This is a genomic window from Spiroplasma endosymbiont of Apeira syringaria, from assembly GCF_964020205.1.
Classification (GTDB): domain Bacteria; phylum Bacillota_I; class Bacilli_A; order Mycoplasmatales; family VBWQ01; genus Spiroplasma_E; species Spiroplasma_E ixodetis_A.
This window is the reverse complement of record NZ_OZ026543.1, coordinates 1,188,015-1,204,333: the sequence shown is the minus strand read 5'-3', so window position 1 is coordinate 1,204,333 and position 16,319 is coordinate 1,188,015. Positions and strand designations below refer to the sequence as shown.

Annotated in this window: 17 protein-coding genes, 1 tRNA gene, 1 pseudogene and 1 riboswitch; of the genes and pseudogenes, 11 read left to right on the top strand and 8 right to left on the bottom strand. The window is 25.8% G+C overall.

Going from position 1 to position 16,319, the window contains the following annotated elements; translation table 4 throughout:
• Positions 1-85: 85 nt before the first annotated feature.
• A complete protein-coding gene (locus AACL02_RS07400) occupies positions 86-733 on the top strand; it encodes a hypothetical protein (protein WP_339040546.1) in 648 nt (215 codons plus the stop codon).
• A gap of 274 nt (positions 734-1,007) precedes the next feature.
• On the top strand, positions 1,008-1,664 hold the full coding sequence (locus AACL02_RS07395; protein ID WP_339040544.1) for a hypothetical protein: 657 nt from the start codon (positions 1,008-1,010) through the stop codon (positions 1,662-1,664).
• Positions 1,665-1,823: 159 nt separating this feature from the next.
• Here AACL02_RS07395 and AACL02_RS07390 read toward each other — a convergent pair.
• Positions 1,824-2,924: pseudogene (locus tag AACL02_RS07390) on the bottom strand (IS256 family transposase); the annotation flags it as partial.
• Between the two features lie 22 nt (positions 2,925-2,946).
• A complete protein-coding gene (locus AACL02_RS07385; protein ID WP_422397814.1) occupies positions 2,947-3,630 on the bottom strand; it encodes an IS3 family transposase in 684 nt (227 codons plus the stop codon).
• Between AACL02_RS07385 and AACL02_RS07380 the strand changes: the two genes are divergently transcribed.
• Positions 3,576-4,397: an IS1595 family transposase gene (locus AACL02_RS07380; RefSeq protein ID WP_339040540.1), complete on the top strand. Its 822-nt coding sequence runs from the start codon at positions 3,576-3,578 to the stop codon at positions 4,395-4,397. The genes AACL02_RS07385 and AACL02_RS07380 overlap by 55 nt on opposite strands.
• Here AACL02_RS07380 and AACL02_RS07375 read toward each other — a convergent pair.
• The 4 genes from AACL02_RS07375 to AACL02_RS07360 form a co-directional block, all read right to left on the bottom strand.
• On the bottom strand, positions 4,383-4,694 hold the full coding sequence (locus tag AACL02_RS07375) for an IS3 family transposase (protein WP_339040538.1): 312 nt from the start codon (positions 4,692-4,694) through the stop codon (positions 4,383-4,385). The two genes, AACL02_RS07380 and AACL02_RS07375, sit on opposite strands and share 15 nt — an antisense overlap.
• Positions 4,695-4,735: 41 nt before the next feature.
• A complete protein-coding gene (locus AACL02_RS07370) occupies positions 4,736-5,014 on the bottom strand; it encodes a transposase (protein ID WP_339040199.1) in 279 nt (92 codons plus the stop codon).
• A gap of 119 nt (positions 5,015-5,133) precedes the next feature.
• Positions 5,134-6,251 (bottom strand): IS3 family transposase gene (locus tag AACL02_RS07365; RefSeq protein ID WP_422397813.1). Its coding sequence is split into 2 segments (ribosomal slippage): positions 5,134-5,981 and positions 5,981-6,251, totalling 1,119 coding nucleotides; the frame shifts between segments, so codons are not numbered across the junction.
• A 29-nt stretch (positions 6,252-6,280) separates the two neighbouring features.
• Complete coding sequence (locus AACL02_RS07360; protein WP_339040534.1) at positions 6,281-6,619, bottom strand: hypothetical protein; 339 nt, start codon at positions 6,617-6,619, stop codon at positions 6,281-6,283.
• A 77-nt stretch (positions 6,620-6,696) separates the two neighbouring features.
• On the opposite strand from AACL02_RS07360, the gene AACL02_RS07355 reads away from it, so the two are divergent.
• Positions 6,697-7,817, top strand: a protein-coding gene (locus AACL02_RS07355) for an IS3 family transposase (protein ID WP_339040217.1) whose coding sequence is annotated in 2 segments (ribosomal slippage) — positions 6,697-6,940 and positions 6,940-7,817 — 1,122 coding nt in all. Because the reading frame shifts where the segments join, the coding sequence is not laid out codon by codon here.
• A 189-nt stretch (positions 7,818-8,006) separates the two neighbouring features.
• On the opposite strand, the gene AACL02_RS07350 is transcribed toward AACL02_RS07355, so the two are convergent.
• Positions 8,007-8,174, bottom strand: a complete 168-nt coding sequence (locus AACL02_RS07350) for a hypothetical protein (protein ID WP_339040532.1) — start codon at positions 8,172-8,174, stop codon at positions 8,007-8,009.
• Positions 8,175-8,516: 342 nt separating this feature from the next.
• On the opposite strand from AACL02_RS07350, the gene AACL02_RS07345 reads away from it, so the two are divergent.
• Genes AACL02_RS07345 through coaE form a run of 3 tightly spaced genes read left to right on the top strand, consistent with a single transcriptional unit; the run spans position 8,517 to position 10,861 of the window.
• A complete protein-coding gene (locus AACL02_RS07345; protein ID WP_339040530.1) occupies positions 8,517-9,344 on the top strand; it encodes a purine-nucleoside phosphorylase in 828 nt (275 codons plus the stop codon).
• The gene (tsaD, locus tag AACL02_RS07340) at positions 9,319-10,257 is read left to right on the top strand and encodes a tRNA (adenosine(37)-N6)-threonylcarbamoyltransferase complex transferase subunit TsaD (protein ID WP_339040528.1); all 939 of its coding nucleotides are present in this window, start codon (positions 9,319-9,321) and stop codon (positions 10,255-10,257) included. The genes AACL02_RS07345 and tsaD overlap by 26 nt, the downstream gene beginning before the upstream one ends.
• Before the next feature lie 10 nt (positions 10,258-10,267).
• Entirely contained in the window at positions 10,268-10,861 is a 594-nt protein-coding gene (coaE, locus tag AACL02_RS07335; protein ID WP_339040526.1) for a dephospho-CoA kinase, read from the top strand.
• A gap of 48 nt (positions 10,862-10,909) precedes the next feature.
• Here coaE and AACL02_RS07330 read toward each other — a convergent pair whose 3' ends face one another.
• Positions 10,910-11,041 (bottom strand): hypothetical protein, encoded by a 132-nt coding sequence (locus tag AACL02_RS07330; protein WP_339040524.1) that lies wholly within the window; start codon positions 11,039-11,041, stop codon positions 10,910-10,912.
• Between AACL02_RS07330 and AACL02_RS07325 the strand changes: the two genes are divergently transcribed.
• From AACL02_RS07325 to AACL02_RS07310, 4 genes are all read left to right on the top strand, one after another.
• The gene (locus AACL02_RS07325; RefSeq protein ID WP_339040522.1) at positions 10,987-11,808 is read left to right on the top strand and encodes an IS1595 family transposase; all 822 of its coding nucleotides are present in this window, start codon (positions 10,987-10,989) and stop codon (positions 11,806-11,808) included. The two genes, AACL02_RS07330 and AACL02_RS07325, sit on opposite strands and share 55 nt — an antisense overlap.
• 190 nt (positions 11,809-11,998) lie before the next feature.
• Positions 11,999-12,164, top strand: a riboswitch (cobalamin riboswitch).
• A gap of 157 nt (positions 12,165-12,321) precedes the next feature.
• Positions 12,322-13,341, top strand: a complete 1,020-nt coding sequence (nrdF, locus tag AACL02_RS07320) for a class 1b ribonucleoside-diphosphate reductase subunit beta (protein ID WP_252319910.1) — start codon at positions 12,322-12,324, stop codon at positions 13,339-13,341.
• Between the two features lie 18 nt (positions 13,342-13,359).
• On the top strand, positions 13,360-15,966 hold the full coding sequence (gene nrdE, locus AACL02_RS07315) for a class 1b ribonucleoside-diphosphate reductase subunit alpha (RefSeq protein WP_339040520.1): 2,607 nt from the start codon (positions 13,360-13,362) through the stop codon (positions 15,964-15,966).
• 201 nt (positions 15,967-16,167) lie between these two features.
• A tRNA-Ser gene (locus AACL02_RS07310) sits at positions 16,168-16,258 on the top strand.
• Positions 16,259-16,319: the final 61 nt, after the last annotated feature.

Genomic DNA, 16,319 nt, shown 5'->3' with positions numbered 1-16,319 from the left:
TAACATAGTATACTTAGTACGTTATATATTATTAATTTATTACTCATATAACTTTATGATATTATATTGAAGGTGATGAAAATAAATGCGTAAAAAATTTTGACTAATAGCAGCCTTAATAATAGGCACAACAACTAGTTTACAAGTTAGTGCTTGTACAGATGATTCAAAATATCAAGAATTTATTAGTGATGTTAATACTGGGCATGCTTTTTTTGGCATACTTGGTGCTGCTGATAATCCACTTTCTAAGCAAATTATTGACGGTTTACACACAATGCAAATCAAAAATAATAATGTACCAAGTAAATGAGATAACTGATTAACAGAAAAGAAAACTGAAATAAACAGTGTTACTACTAATGGAACTATTGATATTAAAATTTATGAAAAATCTCCTTATGCCAACCCTAGTAGTGATATTGTTAACCAATTTTGAAATGATAAAAAAATTAGTTGACAACAACAAATTTATCATTGACTACTTGACCATAAAATTTCTGATAATAGTTCAGCACCTGTTGCTGATTCAGGTGTCAAGGAAATTCAAAATCCTGTTGATAAAGAAAGAGCATTTAAAGCTTTACCAATTGTTTTTATTGTTAATAAAGGTAAACTAATAACTGTTGGTCAAGAATGAGGAACTATTGATGGTCCAAATCAGTTTTTTGATCAACTAACAGCTTTAATCACAGGTAATCTATTAAAAACTGCTGCTAAAAAAACTATATAATTTTTAAAAGAAGATAATTATATATCTTCTTTTACTTTTTTATTTCTTAATATTTTTTATTCCATTTTTTATAAATTTATATAACTAAAATACGTGTTTATTTTTTATTGTATTTTATTTATAAGGTGCTAAAATTTTAGTAGATAAGCAAATTTAGTAAAAATAACAATAATTCTAAACATTTCTAACTCATTACTTTAAAAAAAGTAATGAGTTTTATAGTTAAAAAGAGGTATCTAAAATGAATGATTTACTTATTAATAATACCAGTTAATTGGTAACTTTTAATACTAACAGTACAGATCCTACTAATATAAAAAATATTACTTGAAAAAATTCTATTCAAGAATACAAAAATAAAGTTGAACAAACATATCAAAATTTTTTAAAATCACAAGAATGAGGAAAAAAGTTAAGACAACAAATAACAACGCCATTAACAACAACTAAAAACAAAAATAGACATAAAAAAAGAAGCACAAATATATTGGTTTCAACACTCACAACTGAACAAATACAAAGATTATCAACAAAACAAATAAAATGATTAACAAATTGACAAATTAAAACATTTACAGCAGAACAAATAAAAAGTTTTACACTTCAACAAATACAAGAACTCACAAGCGAACAAATACCCGCATTAATGCCACATAAAATTGAACAATTTACATTTTGACAAATCTCTGCTTTTACAACAGAACAAATACAAGTACTAACAGAAAAACAAATACAAGCATTATTACCTGAGCAAATACAAAGTTTTACAAGTGAACAAATACCTGCATTCACCAAAGAACAAATTGAACTCTTTACAAAAGAACAAAAAGAAGTATTTTGACCAAAACAAGTAATCACAAAAATTAACACCATGGATTCGCAAAATCAATCAACAACAACTGAATTTAAGCCAAATTTACCAAAAATGTAAAAAAAGATTGTAACTTAAAAGTTACAATCTTTTTAAAAATCAATTTAAAATAACTTATATTGAAATAAAATTAAATTTTTGACTACTATTAATAGTAGCCTCTCGTTCAGCATTTTCGAGGCTTTTTAATAATCTGTGTATCTTTGTTTTACAAAGTTACTAATTTAGATTAATTCTGTCTTCAAATTTTATCATAAAATGAGCAATTGCTGTATTTCAATTTTGAATAGGCAATGTTCATTTTTTTGTTATATTTTCAATTGCCAAGTAAAATATTTTGAAAACTGCCATATCATTAGGAAAAACTTTTTTATTTCTGATGATTTTTCGTAATTGACTATTAACAGATTCAATAGCATTTGTAGTATAAATCACTCTTTTGATTTCTACTGGATAACTAATAAAAACCATTAAATTATCTCAATTTTTATATCAAGATTTAGTAATTTGAGGATATTGTTTATTTCATTTACTTTCAAACGATTCTAAAGCTTGCATTGCTTGTTCTTCACTACATGCACTATAAATTGGTTTTAAATCTGCAACTAGACCTTTTCGATGTTTGTATGAAACATATTTTAAACTATTTCTAATTTGATGAACAATGCATAATTGATGTTCTGTTTTAGGATAAACTGATTGTATTGCTTCTGACATGCCTGTTAAATTATCACTACAAGCAATAAGAATATCATTTAAGCCACGATTTTTCATTTCTGTGAAATTAGATAATCAAAACTTAGAACCTTCATTTTCACTAATTCATAATCCTAAAACATCTTTTTTGCCTTCTAAATCAACTCCTAATGCTATATAAACTGATTTGTTAATAATCCGTTTATCTTGTCGTACTTTAACTACTATACAATCAAAATAAACAATAGGATAAATACTTTCTAATGGTCGATTTTGTCATGCTTTAACATCATCAATAACATCATCAGTAATTTGACTAATAACACTTTCACTAATATCAGCACCATGATATAACTCTTGCAACTGCATTCTAATGTCAGATAATGTCATTCCTTTTGCATAAAAGGAAAGAACTTGTTGATCAAAACCATCAAATCTTCTTTGCCTTTTAGGAACTATTACAGGAGTAAAATTACTATTGCGATCTCTTGGTACATCAATTTCAATTTTACCTTGTTGAGTTATTAATTTTTTTGAACTTGTACCATTACGAGCATTTTCAGTAGTACTATGTTGATTTTTTTCATATCCTAAATAATTTTGCATTTCAGAATTCAACATTTTGGAATGGCAACCTTTTTTAGGACTATTTTTTGGTAGACATTTGTTTTTGATAATTAACTGGAGTTAAGTAGTTTAAAGTGCTGTGAATTCTTATGTTGTTATATCAATTGATGTAATCAAATAATTCTAATTTTAATTGGATTAATGATGTAAAATTTTTATCATTAATAAATTCGGTTTTGAAAGTTTTAAAGGTTGCTTCAGCAACAGCGTTATCATAAGGACAACCTTTTTTGCTTAAAGAGCGATTAATATTGAATGCTAGTAAAAGTTTATCAATAATTTTATTATTAAATTCATTACCGCGATCACTATGAAATATTTGAATATCTTTTAAACAGCGATTTGAGTGCATAAATGCTTGATATACTAATGATGCATCTTTTTTAGTACCTACACTATGTCCAATTATTTCGCGGTTAAATAGGTCAATTAATAAACAAATATAGTTTCACTTACCATTTACTTGAACATAAGTTAAATCACTAACAATAACTTCATTTTTAACTCTATTATTAAAGTTTCTATCAACAAGATTGTTTATTGGACTATCGTTAACTTTGTTATTATGATTTTTGTATGATAATTTAGTGTATTTTGATATTAAATTATGTTTCGGACTTCTCCCCACATGTACTTGTGGAGGGAATAATGAAACTGAATGAATTCAACAATGCTTTTCAAACTGAACAGCAATGTCTTGCATATATAGCAAATTTGAAAGAAAACAAATGTATTAGGTGTTTTAATTTTAATTTGAATACTTCTGATTTAAAAAGAATGAGATGTTTAAAATGTAATCAAACATTTAGCATTCTCACAGGCACCATATTTTCAAGGTCACAAACATCTTTAACATCTTGGTTTTATCTTATCTTTAGATGAATAAACACCAAACATGGAATTCCATCAACAGATATTGCAAAAGAATTGGGAGTGACTTTGAAAACTGCTTGAAGAATGACTCATAAAATAAGAACACGTATTGCAAAACAAAAACCTCAATTTATTGTTGAAGGTACAGTGCAAATTGATGAAATGTATCTTTCACATATGGGTTTTAAAAAACAAGGAAGATCCTTGGTGAATAAAACCTTGATTGTTGGCATTTATCAAAAAACAACCAATAATTTAATTGTGAAAGTATTGAAAAAAGCAAAGAGTAAAAATCTTTTGCAGTTTGCAAAAAACCACATTTCTTCAAAATGTCTTGTATATACTGATTCTTGAAAAGGATATTGCGATTTTAAATCAGTTTTCACTAAGCATGAAACAGTTAACCATCAAGATGGCTATGTTTCAAAAATTGGTGTAAATACCAACCAAATTGAATCAGTTTGAAAACATATAAGAAGAACATTTAAAACACATATCAAAGTTGCAAAACATCATGTTCATTTATATGCTAAAGAAGCTGCATATAAATTCAACAAGATACCTAGTTTTGAAACTGTAATTCTATGTTTGATTTAAAAATGTGGGGAGAAGTCCGTAGATAGGCTTTTCTCAGCATTTATGTGATAAAATTAAAATAGTACATAAAGGGAGAAAAGCCTTATGTTTATTCATAATTTCTTTAATTTTTCGTCTTGATAAATAAATTTCTTGGTTTTCTAGAATGACTTTTAATCTTCTAGTACCATAAACTTCTTTATTTTCTTTAAAAGCACTAATAACAGCTTCATCATAAATATTATTTTTGATTTTATTTTCTTTTTTCTTTAAATTAAAATAATATGTTGATTTAGAGATTTTTAAAAAATGACACATTGTGCGAATTTTATATTTAACTTTATTTTTGACAATAATTTCTATTTTCTGCCTATTATTAGTGCTGCTTGCTTTAAAATATCATTTTCCATTCTTAATTGTTTTAATTCTTTTCTTAATTTAATTAATTCATTTTCTTCAACAGAACGATTATCTTTAGTTTTAAAACTACCTGAATTAGTAAATTGCTTAATTCAATTGTAAGTAGCTGCTCTTGTAACATTATATTCTTTAGCAAGGCAAGATACTGATTTGCCACTTTGATATAAAGCTACTATTTGTTTTTTAAATTCATCGGTATATGAGTTAATATTGGCCATAATTATAGTTCCTTTCTTTGTTCACTTGTCTACGTAATTAGTGTCCAATAAAGTGTAACCCATCCAATTTCTCTCAAGGATGTTATTTATGGTGGTTGGAATGGCAACCTTTTTTAGGACTATTTTTTGGTAGACATTTGTTTTTGATAATTAACTGGAGTTAAGTAGTTTAAAGTGCTGTGAATTCTTATGTTGTTATATCAATTGATGTAATCAAATAATTCTAATTTTAATTGGATTAATGATGTAAAATTTTTATCATTAATAAATTCGGTTTTGAAAGTTTTAAAGGTTGCTTCAGCAACAGCGTTATCATAAGGACAACCTTTTTTGCTTAAAGAGCGATTAATATTGAATGCTAGTAAAAGTTTATCAATAATTTTATTATTAAATTCATTACCGCGATCACTATGAAATATTTGAATATCTTTTAAACAGCGATTTGAGTGCATAAATGCTTGATATACTAATGATGCATCTTTTTTAGTACCTACACTATGTCCAATTATTTCGCGGTTAAATAGGTCAATTAATAAACAAATATAGTTTCACTTACCATTTACTTGAACATAAGTTAAATCACTAACAATAACTTCATTTTTAACTCTATTATTAAAGTTTCTATTAACAAGATTGGTTATTTGACTATCATTGACTTTATTATGATAATTTTTGAATGATAATTTAGTGTATTTTGATATTAAATTATGTTTATTCATAATTTCTTTAATTTTTCGTCTTGATAAATAAATTTCTTGGTTTTCTAGAATTACTTTTAATCTTCTAGTACCATAAACTTCTTTATTTTTTTTAAAAGCACTAATAACAGCTTGTTCATAAATATTATTTTGAATTTTATTTTTTTTCTTTAAATTAAAATAATATGTTGATTTAGAGAGTTTTAAAAAATGACACATTGTGCGAATTTTATATTTAGATTTATTATTTGCAATAATCTCTACTTTCTGCCTATTATTAGTGCTGCTTGCTTTAAAATATCATTTTCCATTCTTAATTGTTTTAATTCTTTTCTTAATTTAATTAATTCATTTTCTTCAACAGAACGATTATCTTTAGTTTTAAAACTACCTGAATTAGTAAATTGCTTAATTCAATTGTAAGTAGCTGCTCTTGTAACATTATATTCTTTAACAAGGCAAGATACTGATTTGCCACTTTGATATAAAGCTACTATTTGTTTTTTAAATTCATCGGTATATGAGTTAATATTGGCCATAATTATAGTTCCTTTCTTTGTTCACTTGTCTATGTAATTAGTGTCCAATAAAGTGTAACCCATCCAGGTAATTGTTTTGGAACTTTTTCAATATTTTCTGGCATTCTGACAACTTGAATTTCTTCTTTCTCATTTTTATAAAATCCAATTTGAATGATTTCTTTACTATCTATGTCTGTTAAAAAATGTTGATTAGTTGTTACTTGCTTTCCATCTTTATCAATGTAAATTGTATATTGCTGTGTTTTATTTTGAATATAGTTAGTTGTAATATTATTTTTTTGTATAGTTGAGTTTAAGAAACTCGTTAAATTTCCTGTGGTTGTTGCAAGTGTTAAAACACTTAATGTTTTGATTAATATTTTCATTAAGTTCTCCTTGGATGGGTTACACTTTATTGGACACTAATTACGTAGACAAGTGAACAAAGAAAGGAACTATAATTATGGCCAATATTAACTCATATACCGATGAATTTAAAAAACAAATAGTAGCTTTATATCAAAGTGGCAAATCAGTATCTTGCCTTGCTAAAGAATATAATGTTACAAGAGCAGCTACTTACAATTGAATTAAGCAATTTACTAATTCAGGTAGTTTTAAAACTAAAGATAATCGTTCTGTTGAAGAAAATGAATTAATTAAATTAAGAAAAGAATTAAAACAATTAAGAATGGAAAATGATATTTTAAAGCAAGCAGCACTAATAATAGGCAGAAAATAGAAATTATTGTCAAAAATAAAGTTAAATATAAAATTCGCACAATGTGTCATTTTTTAAAAATCTCTAAATCAACATATTATTTTAATTTAAAGAAAAAAGAAAATAAAATCAAAAATAATATTTATGATGAAGCTGTTATTAGTGCTTTTAAAGAAAATAAAGAAGTTTATGGTACTAGAAGATTAAAAGTCATTCTAGAAAACCAAGAAATTTATTTATCAAGACGAAAAATTAAAGAAATTATGAATAAACATAATTTAATATCAAAATACACTAAATTATCATACAAAAATCATAATAACAAAGTTAACGATAGTCCAATAAACAATCTTGTTGATAGAAACTTTAATAATAGAGTTAAAAATGAAGTTATTGTTAGTGATTTAACTTATGTTCAAGTAAATGGTAAGTGAAACTATATTTGTTTATTAATTGACCTATTTAACCGCGAAATAATTGGACATAGTGTAGGTACTAAAAAAGATGCATCATTAGTATATCAAGCATTTATGCACTCAAATCGCTGTTTAAAAGATATTCAAATATTTCATAGTGATCGCGGTAATGAATTTAATAATAAAATTATTGATAAACTTTTACTAGCATTCAATATTAATCGCTCTTTAAGCAAAAAAGGTTGTCCTTATGATAACGCTGTTGCTGAAGCAACCTTTAAAACTTTCAAAACCGAATTTATTAATGATAAAAATTTTACATCATTAATCCAATTAAAATTAGAATTATTTGATTACATCAATTGATATAACAACATAAGAATTCACAGCACTTTAAACTACTTAACTCCAGTTAATTATCAAAAACAAATGTCTACCAAAAAATAGTCCTAAAAAAGGTTGCCATTCCAACTGTATCAAAAACTATACCAAAAGTTCCATCATGATAAATAGATGGTTCATTCATACGTACATGTTTTAATTTTGCAAATTCTTGACTTTTTAATGCTTCTCGTTGTTTTCTTTCTTCTTGACAATATGGTCTATTTTTTATTACTTCTATTTGTTTATAATTATTTATTCATTTTTTTCTTCTTTTCGTAATTTTTGTTCTAATGGTTTTATAGTATTATTTGTTTCAACTACTCGTTCTGCTTCTGTTATCCAATTTATTTTATCTAATTTTTCTCATTCAAAATATATTTTTTGTTGTAAATATTTTTGATTTTCAGAAGAATTTTTCATTTTTCTTTGGCATTCTTCTATTTCTTTTTTATTTCCTTTAGTTAAATTTTTAAATATTTATGTTTCCCACCTTTTTAAAATAAAAACTCATTTACTTTAAAATAAAGTAATGAGTTTTTTATAAACTAAACATTATTTAGTTTTAGTAAATTATACTAAAAAAACTAAAAAGGTGTTGATTAAACTTTTTTAGATTATTTTTTATTTTCTTTAATTAGTATGAAAAGTTATAAAATTAAATTTAATTTTTAAAATAAAAAACAAGTCATTAAAAATATTAATGTTGTTACTAAATTAACAATATATTATAATAACTATTATTATTTAAAAAAAGGAGAATATATGGAAAATAAAGAAAAAATTCCAACAGCTCATATTAAAGCTGCTCGTGATCAAATTGCAAAAGTAGTAATTATGCCAGGCGATCCATTACGTGCTCAATTCATTGCTTCTAATTTTTTACAAGATTGAAAACAAGTAAATAATGTTCGTAATATGCTAATGTTTACTGGAAAATATAAAGGATATAATATTACTATTGCTGCTAGTGGTATGGGTATGCCTTCAATTGGTATATATTCATATGAGTTATTTAAATTTTATGATGTTGACTGTATTATTCGTGTTGGTAGTGCTGGTTCATATCAAAAAGATGTTAAAGTTTATGATATTATTAATACTAATAAAGTATATAGTGAATCTACTTTCGCTAAATATGCTGCTAATATTGATGAAAATCAAATTGAATCTGTTGGTAATATTAGCAAAATTATTAATAAAGTGGCACAAAAAATTGATAATGAATTTGATCAGCAAAAAAATGAAAATTCTTCGTATATAGTAAGTGAAAAAATAAATTTAAGATCAGGTTTAATTCATTCAAGTGATGTATTTTATCGTATTAATGATAATGATTATAAAACTAATCCTTTAATTAGCAAATGCTTAGCAGTAGAAATGGAATCTTTTGCTTTATTTGCTAATGCAAAACATTTAGAAAAAAATGCTGCTTGTTTATTAACAATTTCTGATTCTTTTATTACCGGTGAATCAATTTCAGCAACATTACGCGAAACTAGTTTTAAAAAAATGATGATTTTAGCTTTAGAATCAGCAGTTGCTTATTATAAAGAAGAGGATATTGATGATAATCTTAGCAATAGAAACTAGTTGTGATGAAACTAGTGTTGCTGTTATTAAAGATAAAAATGTTTTAAGTAATATTATTGCTTCACAAATTAAGCTTCATCAACAATATGGTGGTGTTGTTCCAGAATTAGCAGCACGAGCTCATAGTGAAAATATTGCTACTGTCTTACAAACAGCAATTGAAAAATCTAACATTTCAATTATGGATATTGATTTTATTGCTTATACTAATACTCCTGGTCTTGCTAGTTGTTTACACGTAGGTAAAATTATAGCAGAAACTATTGCTGCTTATTTAGAAAAGCCATTGCTTCCATGTAATCATTTGTATGGACATTTGTATGCTTCTTTAATTAATAATGAATGAGAATTTCCATTACTTGGTTTATTAGTTAGTGGTGGTCATACACAGTTGATGTTGGCAAATGAACATTTAAATTTCACTATACTTGGTCAAACATTAGATGATGCTGTTGGTGAATGTTATGATAAAGTTGCAAGAATGTTAGGTTTAAAATATCCCGGTGGTCCTGAAATTGAACGAAGTGCTAAATTGGGAAAGCCAACTTATAAATTACCATTACCTAAAAATGATAATAGTTTAGATTTTAGTTTTAGTGGTTTAAAATCAGCATGTGCTAATTTGATAAATAAAGAAAAAGGTAAGTTACAATTTAATAATTTTGCAGCTTCTTTTCAAACAACAGTTATTCAAGTGTTAATTAATAAAATTGAATTAGCATTAAAAAAACATAATCCAAAAACTTTAGTTTTAGCAGGAGGAGTTAGTGCTAATCAGCAATTAAGATTAGCAGTATTAGATTTAAAAAATAAATATCCAAATTTAAAAATAATTGTTCCAAAATTAGAATACTGTACTGATAATGCAGCAATGATTGGTATTCTTGCAAGTTATCAAATTGAACATAAGTAAGGGTGAACTCATGATTATTGGTATTATTGGTGAAGCGGGAGTAGGTAAGACAACCGCTACAAATTTTTTTCAAAATAAAGGTGCGTATGTTATTTTTGTTGATAAAGTTGTTAAACATATTTATACACTAAAAGAAACAAAAAAAGCATTAATTAATGAATTCGGTAATACTTTTATTAATAGTGATAAAACAATTAATAAAATAAAATTACGGTATGAAGCGTTTCAACACCCTCATATTTTACGTAAATTAGAAAATATTATTTGACCAAAAATGGTAAAAATTTTTGAAGAAGATATTATTCGTAATAAAATACACCAAGAATTAATTGTTATTGATTGTGCAGTATTATTTAATGCAAATTTAAATTTATTAGTTGATAAAATTCTTTTAATTGAGGCTGAGGAAGATAAAAAAATCCAACGAATAAAAGAACGTGATAATGTTAATGATTTACAAGTTATTTCACTATTAAATCAACAAAAAAAATATTTAATTTTAAATAAAGATATTGATTTTATTGTTAAAAATAACGGCACTATTAATGATTTTATTAAACAATTACAAAAAGTTGAAAAAAAATTATTAACAAATAAAGTATAAAGATTAATGTTTTTTTTACTTTAAAAAACAATAGTAAAATATATTAAATTATTTTTGTATATTAAAATGAAAATTTTCATAATAAAAAAACGGACTTCTCCCCACATGTACTTGTGGAGGGAATAATGAAACTGAATGAATTCAAAAATGCTTTTCAAACTGAACAGCAATTTCTTGCATATATAGCAAATTTGAAAGAAAACAAATGTATTAGGTGTTTTAATTTTAATTTGAATACTTCTGATTTAAAAAGAATGAGATGTTTAAAATGTAATCAAACATTTAGCATTCTCACAGGCACCATATTTTCAAGGTCACAAACATCTTTAACATCTTGGTTTTATCTTATCTTTAGATGAATAAACACCAAACATGGAATTCCATCAACAGATATTGCAAAAGAATTGGGAGTGACTTTGAAAACTGCTTGAAGAATGACTCATAAAATCAGAACACGTATTGCAAAACAAAAACCTCAATTTATTGTTGAAGGTACAGTGCAAATTGATGAAATGTATCTTTCACATATGGGTTTTAAAAAAAAAGGAAGATCCTTGGTGAATAAAACCTTGATTGTTGGCATTTATCAAAAAACAACCAATAATTTAATTGTGAAAGTATTGAAAAACGCAAAGAGTAAAAATCTTTTGCAGTTTGCAAAAAACCACATTTCTTCAAAATGTCTTGTATATACTGATTCTTGAAAAGGATATTGCGATTTTAAATCAGTTTTCACTAAGCATGAAAAAGTTAACCATCAAGATGGCTATGTTTCAAAAATTGGTGTAAATACCAACCAAATTGAATCAGTTTGAAAACATATAAGAAGAACATTTAAAACACATATCAAAGTTGCAAAACATCATGTTCATTTATATGCTAAAGAAGCTGCATATAAATTCAACAAGATACCTAGTTTTGAAAATGTAATTCTATGTTTGATTTAAAAATGTGGGGAGAAGTCCGTAGATAGGCTTTTCTCAGCATTTATGTGATAAAATTAAAATAGTACATAAAGGGAGAAAAGCCTAAAAAAATTAAGAATAATTTTAAAATAGTTGAGGTTAAAAAAATACATAGTAATGTATTTATAAATTACCAAAATTGTTTTTCTTGTAGTAGAATATTTATACAACTAAATAACAAGGAACTTTAGATGTTCGGGAAAAAGATGAGAATTCTTTGCTGCCCCAGCAACTGTGATGTTGATGAACGTTACAAAACCATTGAAGATAAAACTTTGAGAAGGGTAACAAGTAAAATGAAGCTAAGCCAGTAGACCGGTCTAATTTTTTAAGTGATATTATATTCCTGGGTGTGAATTAATGATTATTTTTAATAATTACTTTTATTTTTTAATATTTGTAATTTTAATAAAGTAATTTTTAATAATGACAACATCCTTTATATAATATAGGGGATGTTTTTAGTTGTGTAATTAAGTAGAGGGGTAATAATAAATGGCAAAAGATAACAAATATTTTCAACAATCACAGTCACCATTAGAGTATATTATGAAAAATTTTAATGGAAAAATGCGATCTGTAAATTGAAATGTAATCAATGATGAAAAAGATTTAGAAGTTTGAAATCGTATTACTCAAAATTTTTGGTTACCAGAAAAAATTCCTGTTTCTAATGACTTGACTTCTTGAAAAACATTAAATCCAAAATGACAAGAGTTAATAACAAGAACATTTACAGGTTTAACTTTATTAGATACAATTCAGGCAACGGTTGGTGATATTGCACAAATACCTAATTCTTTAACTGATCATGAACAAGTTATTTATACAAATTTTGCTTTTATGGTGGCAGTTCATGCTCGATCATACGGAACAATTTTTTCAACTTTATGTTCTAGTGAGCAGATTGAATCTGCTCATGAGTGAGTAATTAATAATGAAAGTTTACAAGCCAGAGCACGTGCACTAATTCCTTATTATACAAGTGATGATCCTTTAAAATCGAAAGTAGCTGCCGCTTTAATGCCGGGTTTTTTATTATATGGTGGTTTTTATTTACCATTTTATTTATCTGCTCGTAGTAAATTACCTAATACTTCAGATATTATTAGATTAATTTTACGTGATAAAGTGATTCATAATTATTATAGTGGCTATAAATATCAAAGAAAAGTTGAAAAGTTACCAAAAGAAAAACAAGAAGAAATGAAAAAATTTGTATTTGATTTATTGTTTAAATTAATTGATTTAGAAAAGCAATATTTGACAGAATTATATCAAGAATTTAATTTAGCTGAAGACGCTATTAAGTTTAGTTTATATAATGCTGGTAAGTTTTTACAAAATTTAGGATATGATTCACCTTTTAGTGAAGAACAAACAAGAATTAAACCGGAAATTTTTAATCAATTATCAGCTCGAGCTGATGAAAATCACGATTTCTTTTCAGGTAATGGTTCATCTTATGTAATGGGCATTACTGTAGAAACGCAAGATGAAGATTGAGAATTTTAATTTTAAAGGAGTAAAAAAATGCATAATGATGTTGTAAAAGTTTCAAACCAAAAAATATTAAAGCCAGAAGGAAAAATTCATGTTGTTTATTTTTCTTCTTTGTCAAATAATACTCATCGTTTTATTCAAAAATTAGAGGTTTTAAATTCAAGAATTCCTCACGATTTACAAGAGGAAATTTTAGTTGATAAAGATTATGTGTTAATAACACCAACATATAGTGGGGGTGGTGATATTAAAGAAGGGGCAGTTCCTAAACAGGTAATTAAATTTTTAAATAATAAGCAAAATCGTAATTTTTGTCGTGGTGTTATTGCGTCGGGGAATACTAATTTTGGTGATACTTTTGCAATTGCTGGGCCAATTCTTTCAAAAAAATTAAATGTCCCACTATTATTTCAATTTGAATTATTAGGAACTCAAAATGATGTATCAACAATAAAAAATATATTAGTAGATTTTTGAGATAAAGATAAAAAAAATACTAATGAAATAAATACTTTATCTGGAACTTTAGAAAGTGATGAATATGTTACTTTAAATGCTAGAGCAAAAACTACTAATAATGCACAATTTGATTTGCAAGCAGCACAATATTATATGAAAAATCATATTAAACCAAATTTATTGCTTTTTAAAACCGTTAAAGAAAGAATAGAATATTTAGTAAAAAATCAATATTATGATGAAACAATAATTAATAAATATTCAATTACGGAAATTGAACGATTAACAAATGAAGCATACAGTTTTAATTATCAGTTTACAAGTTTTATGGGTATTTTAAAATTTTATAATTCTTATGCTTTAAAAAGTTTTAATGGTAAACAATATTTAGAAAATTATGAAGATAGAGTTGTTATGAATAGTTTATTTTTTGCTGATGGTAATATTGAACATGCTAGTAAAATTTTAAGACAAATTATGTCTGGTAGATTTCAACCAGCTACTCCCACATTTTTAAATGCAGGGAAAAAACAAAGAGGTGAATACACTTCATGTTATCTTTTACGAATTGAAGATAACATGGAATCAATTGCTCGAGCTATTACTACTTCATTACAGTTATCAAAACGTGGTGGTGGAGTTGCTTTGTGTTTAACAAATTTAAGAGAATTTGGAGCGCCAATTAAAAATATTAAAAATCAAGCAACAGGGGTTATCCCGGTTATGAAAATTCTTGAAGATTCATTTTCATATGCTAATCAACTAGGTCAAAGACAAGGTGCTGGGGCAGTTTATTTAAATGTTCATCATCTAGATATTATGTTATTTTTAGATTCAAAGCGTGAAAATGCAGATGAAAAAATTCGTATTAAATCAATGTCTTTAGGAGTAGTTATTCCTGATATTACTTTTGAATTAGCAAAAAATAATGAACAGATGGCACTTTTTAGTCCTTATGATATTGCAAAAGTTTATGGTAAAGCAATGACAGATATTTCTATTACTAAAGAGTATTATAATATGTTAAAAAACCCTGATATTAGTAAAAATTTTATTAGTGCTCGCAAATTATTTCAAATGATTGCTGAATTACATTTTGAAAGTGGATATCCTTATTTATTATTTGATGATACAGTAAATAAAAATAATGCTCATCCTGGTAGAATTGTTATGAGTAATTTGTGCAGTGAAATTATTCAAGTAAGTACAGCTAGTGAATTTAATAGTGATTTAAGTTTTAAAGAAATTGGTGAAGATATTAGTTGTAATTTAGGAAGTATTAATATTGCAAAAGTAATGGAAAGTGGAAGTGAATTTGGTGAGGTTATTTTTCAAGCAATTCATTCATTAGATCACGTATCAAGAAGTAGTGATTTTTCTAGTGCTCCATCAGTTGCATATGGAAATAAAAAAAATCATGCTTTGGGTTTAGGCGCTATGAATTTACATGGATTTTTAGCAACAAATCATATTTTTTATGATTCAAAAGAAGCAATTGATTTTACTAATATTTTCTTTTATGTTATGGCTTATCATGCTTTTAGTGCTTCAAATAAATTAGCATTAAAATTTGGAAGTTTTAGTGGATTTAAAAATTCAAAATTTGCTGATGGTTCATATTTTGATAAATATATAAAATGTCAGTCAGATAAATGAACTCCTGAAACAAAAAAAATACAAGAATTATTTGCAAAATATAACATTATGATTCCAACTCAGAAGCAATGAAAAGAATTAGTAATAAAAATTAAAGAAACAGGATTGGCTAATTCACATTTAATGGCAGTAGCACCCACTGGTTCAATTAGTTATTTATCTTCATGTACACCAAGTCTACAACCGGTAGTTGCTCCTGTTGAGGTACGAAAAGAAGGGAAATTAGGTCGTGTTTATGTTCCTGCTTATAAGATTGATGATAATAATTTAGCATATTACACTGCAGGTGGATATGAATTAGGCCCTAATCCAATTATTGATATTGTAGCAGCAGCACAACAACACGTTGATCAAGCAATTTCTTTAACTTTGTTTATTACTGATAAAGCGACAACTCGTGATTTAAATAAAGCTTATATTAGAGCCTTTAAAAAAGGTTGTTCATCAATTTATTATGTTCGTATTCGTCAAGAGGTTTTAGAGGATAGTGAAAATTATCAATGCAATGTTTGTGTTGTATAAATTAATTAGATTATTGAATAGTGGTTTCAAGTAATAAATAAATTTGTAACAAATTTAGTAATATATTATTTATTTAATTTAAAAAATAGTGAAATTTTATTTTGGAATATAGGATTTTTAAAAAAAAATTAAAAAATACATAGTAAATTTTAAAATTAAAGTTATAATAATAATTGTAAAAAAAATAATTATTATAACTTTGGAGTGGTACTCAAGAGGCTGAAGAGGACTGATTGCTAATCAGTTAGGACGGGAAACTGTCGCGAGAGTTCGAATCTCTCCCATTCCGCCATTATTTAAAAAGCATTAATTGCTTTTTTTTACTTTTAAATAATAAATTTATTAATAATTAG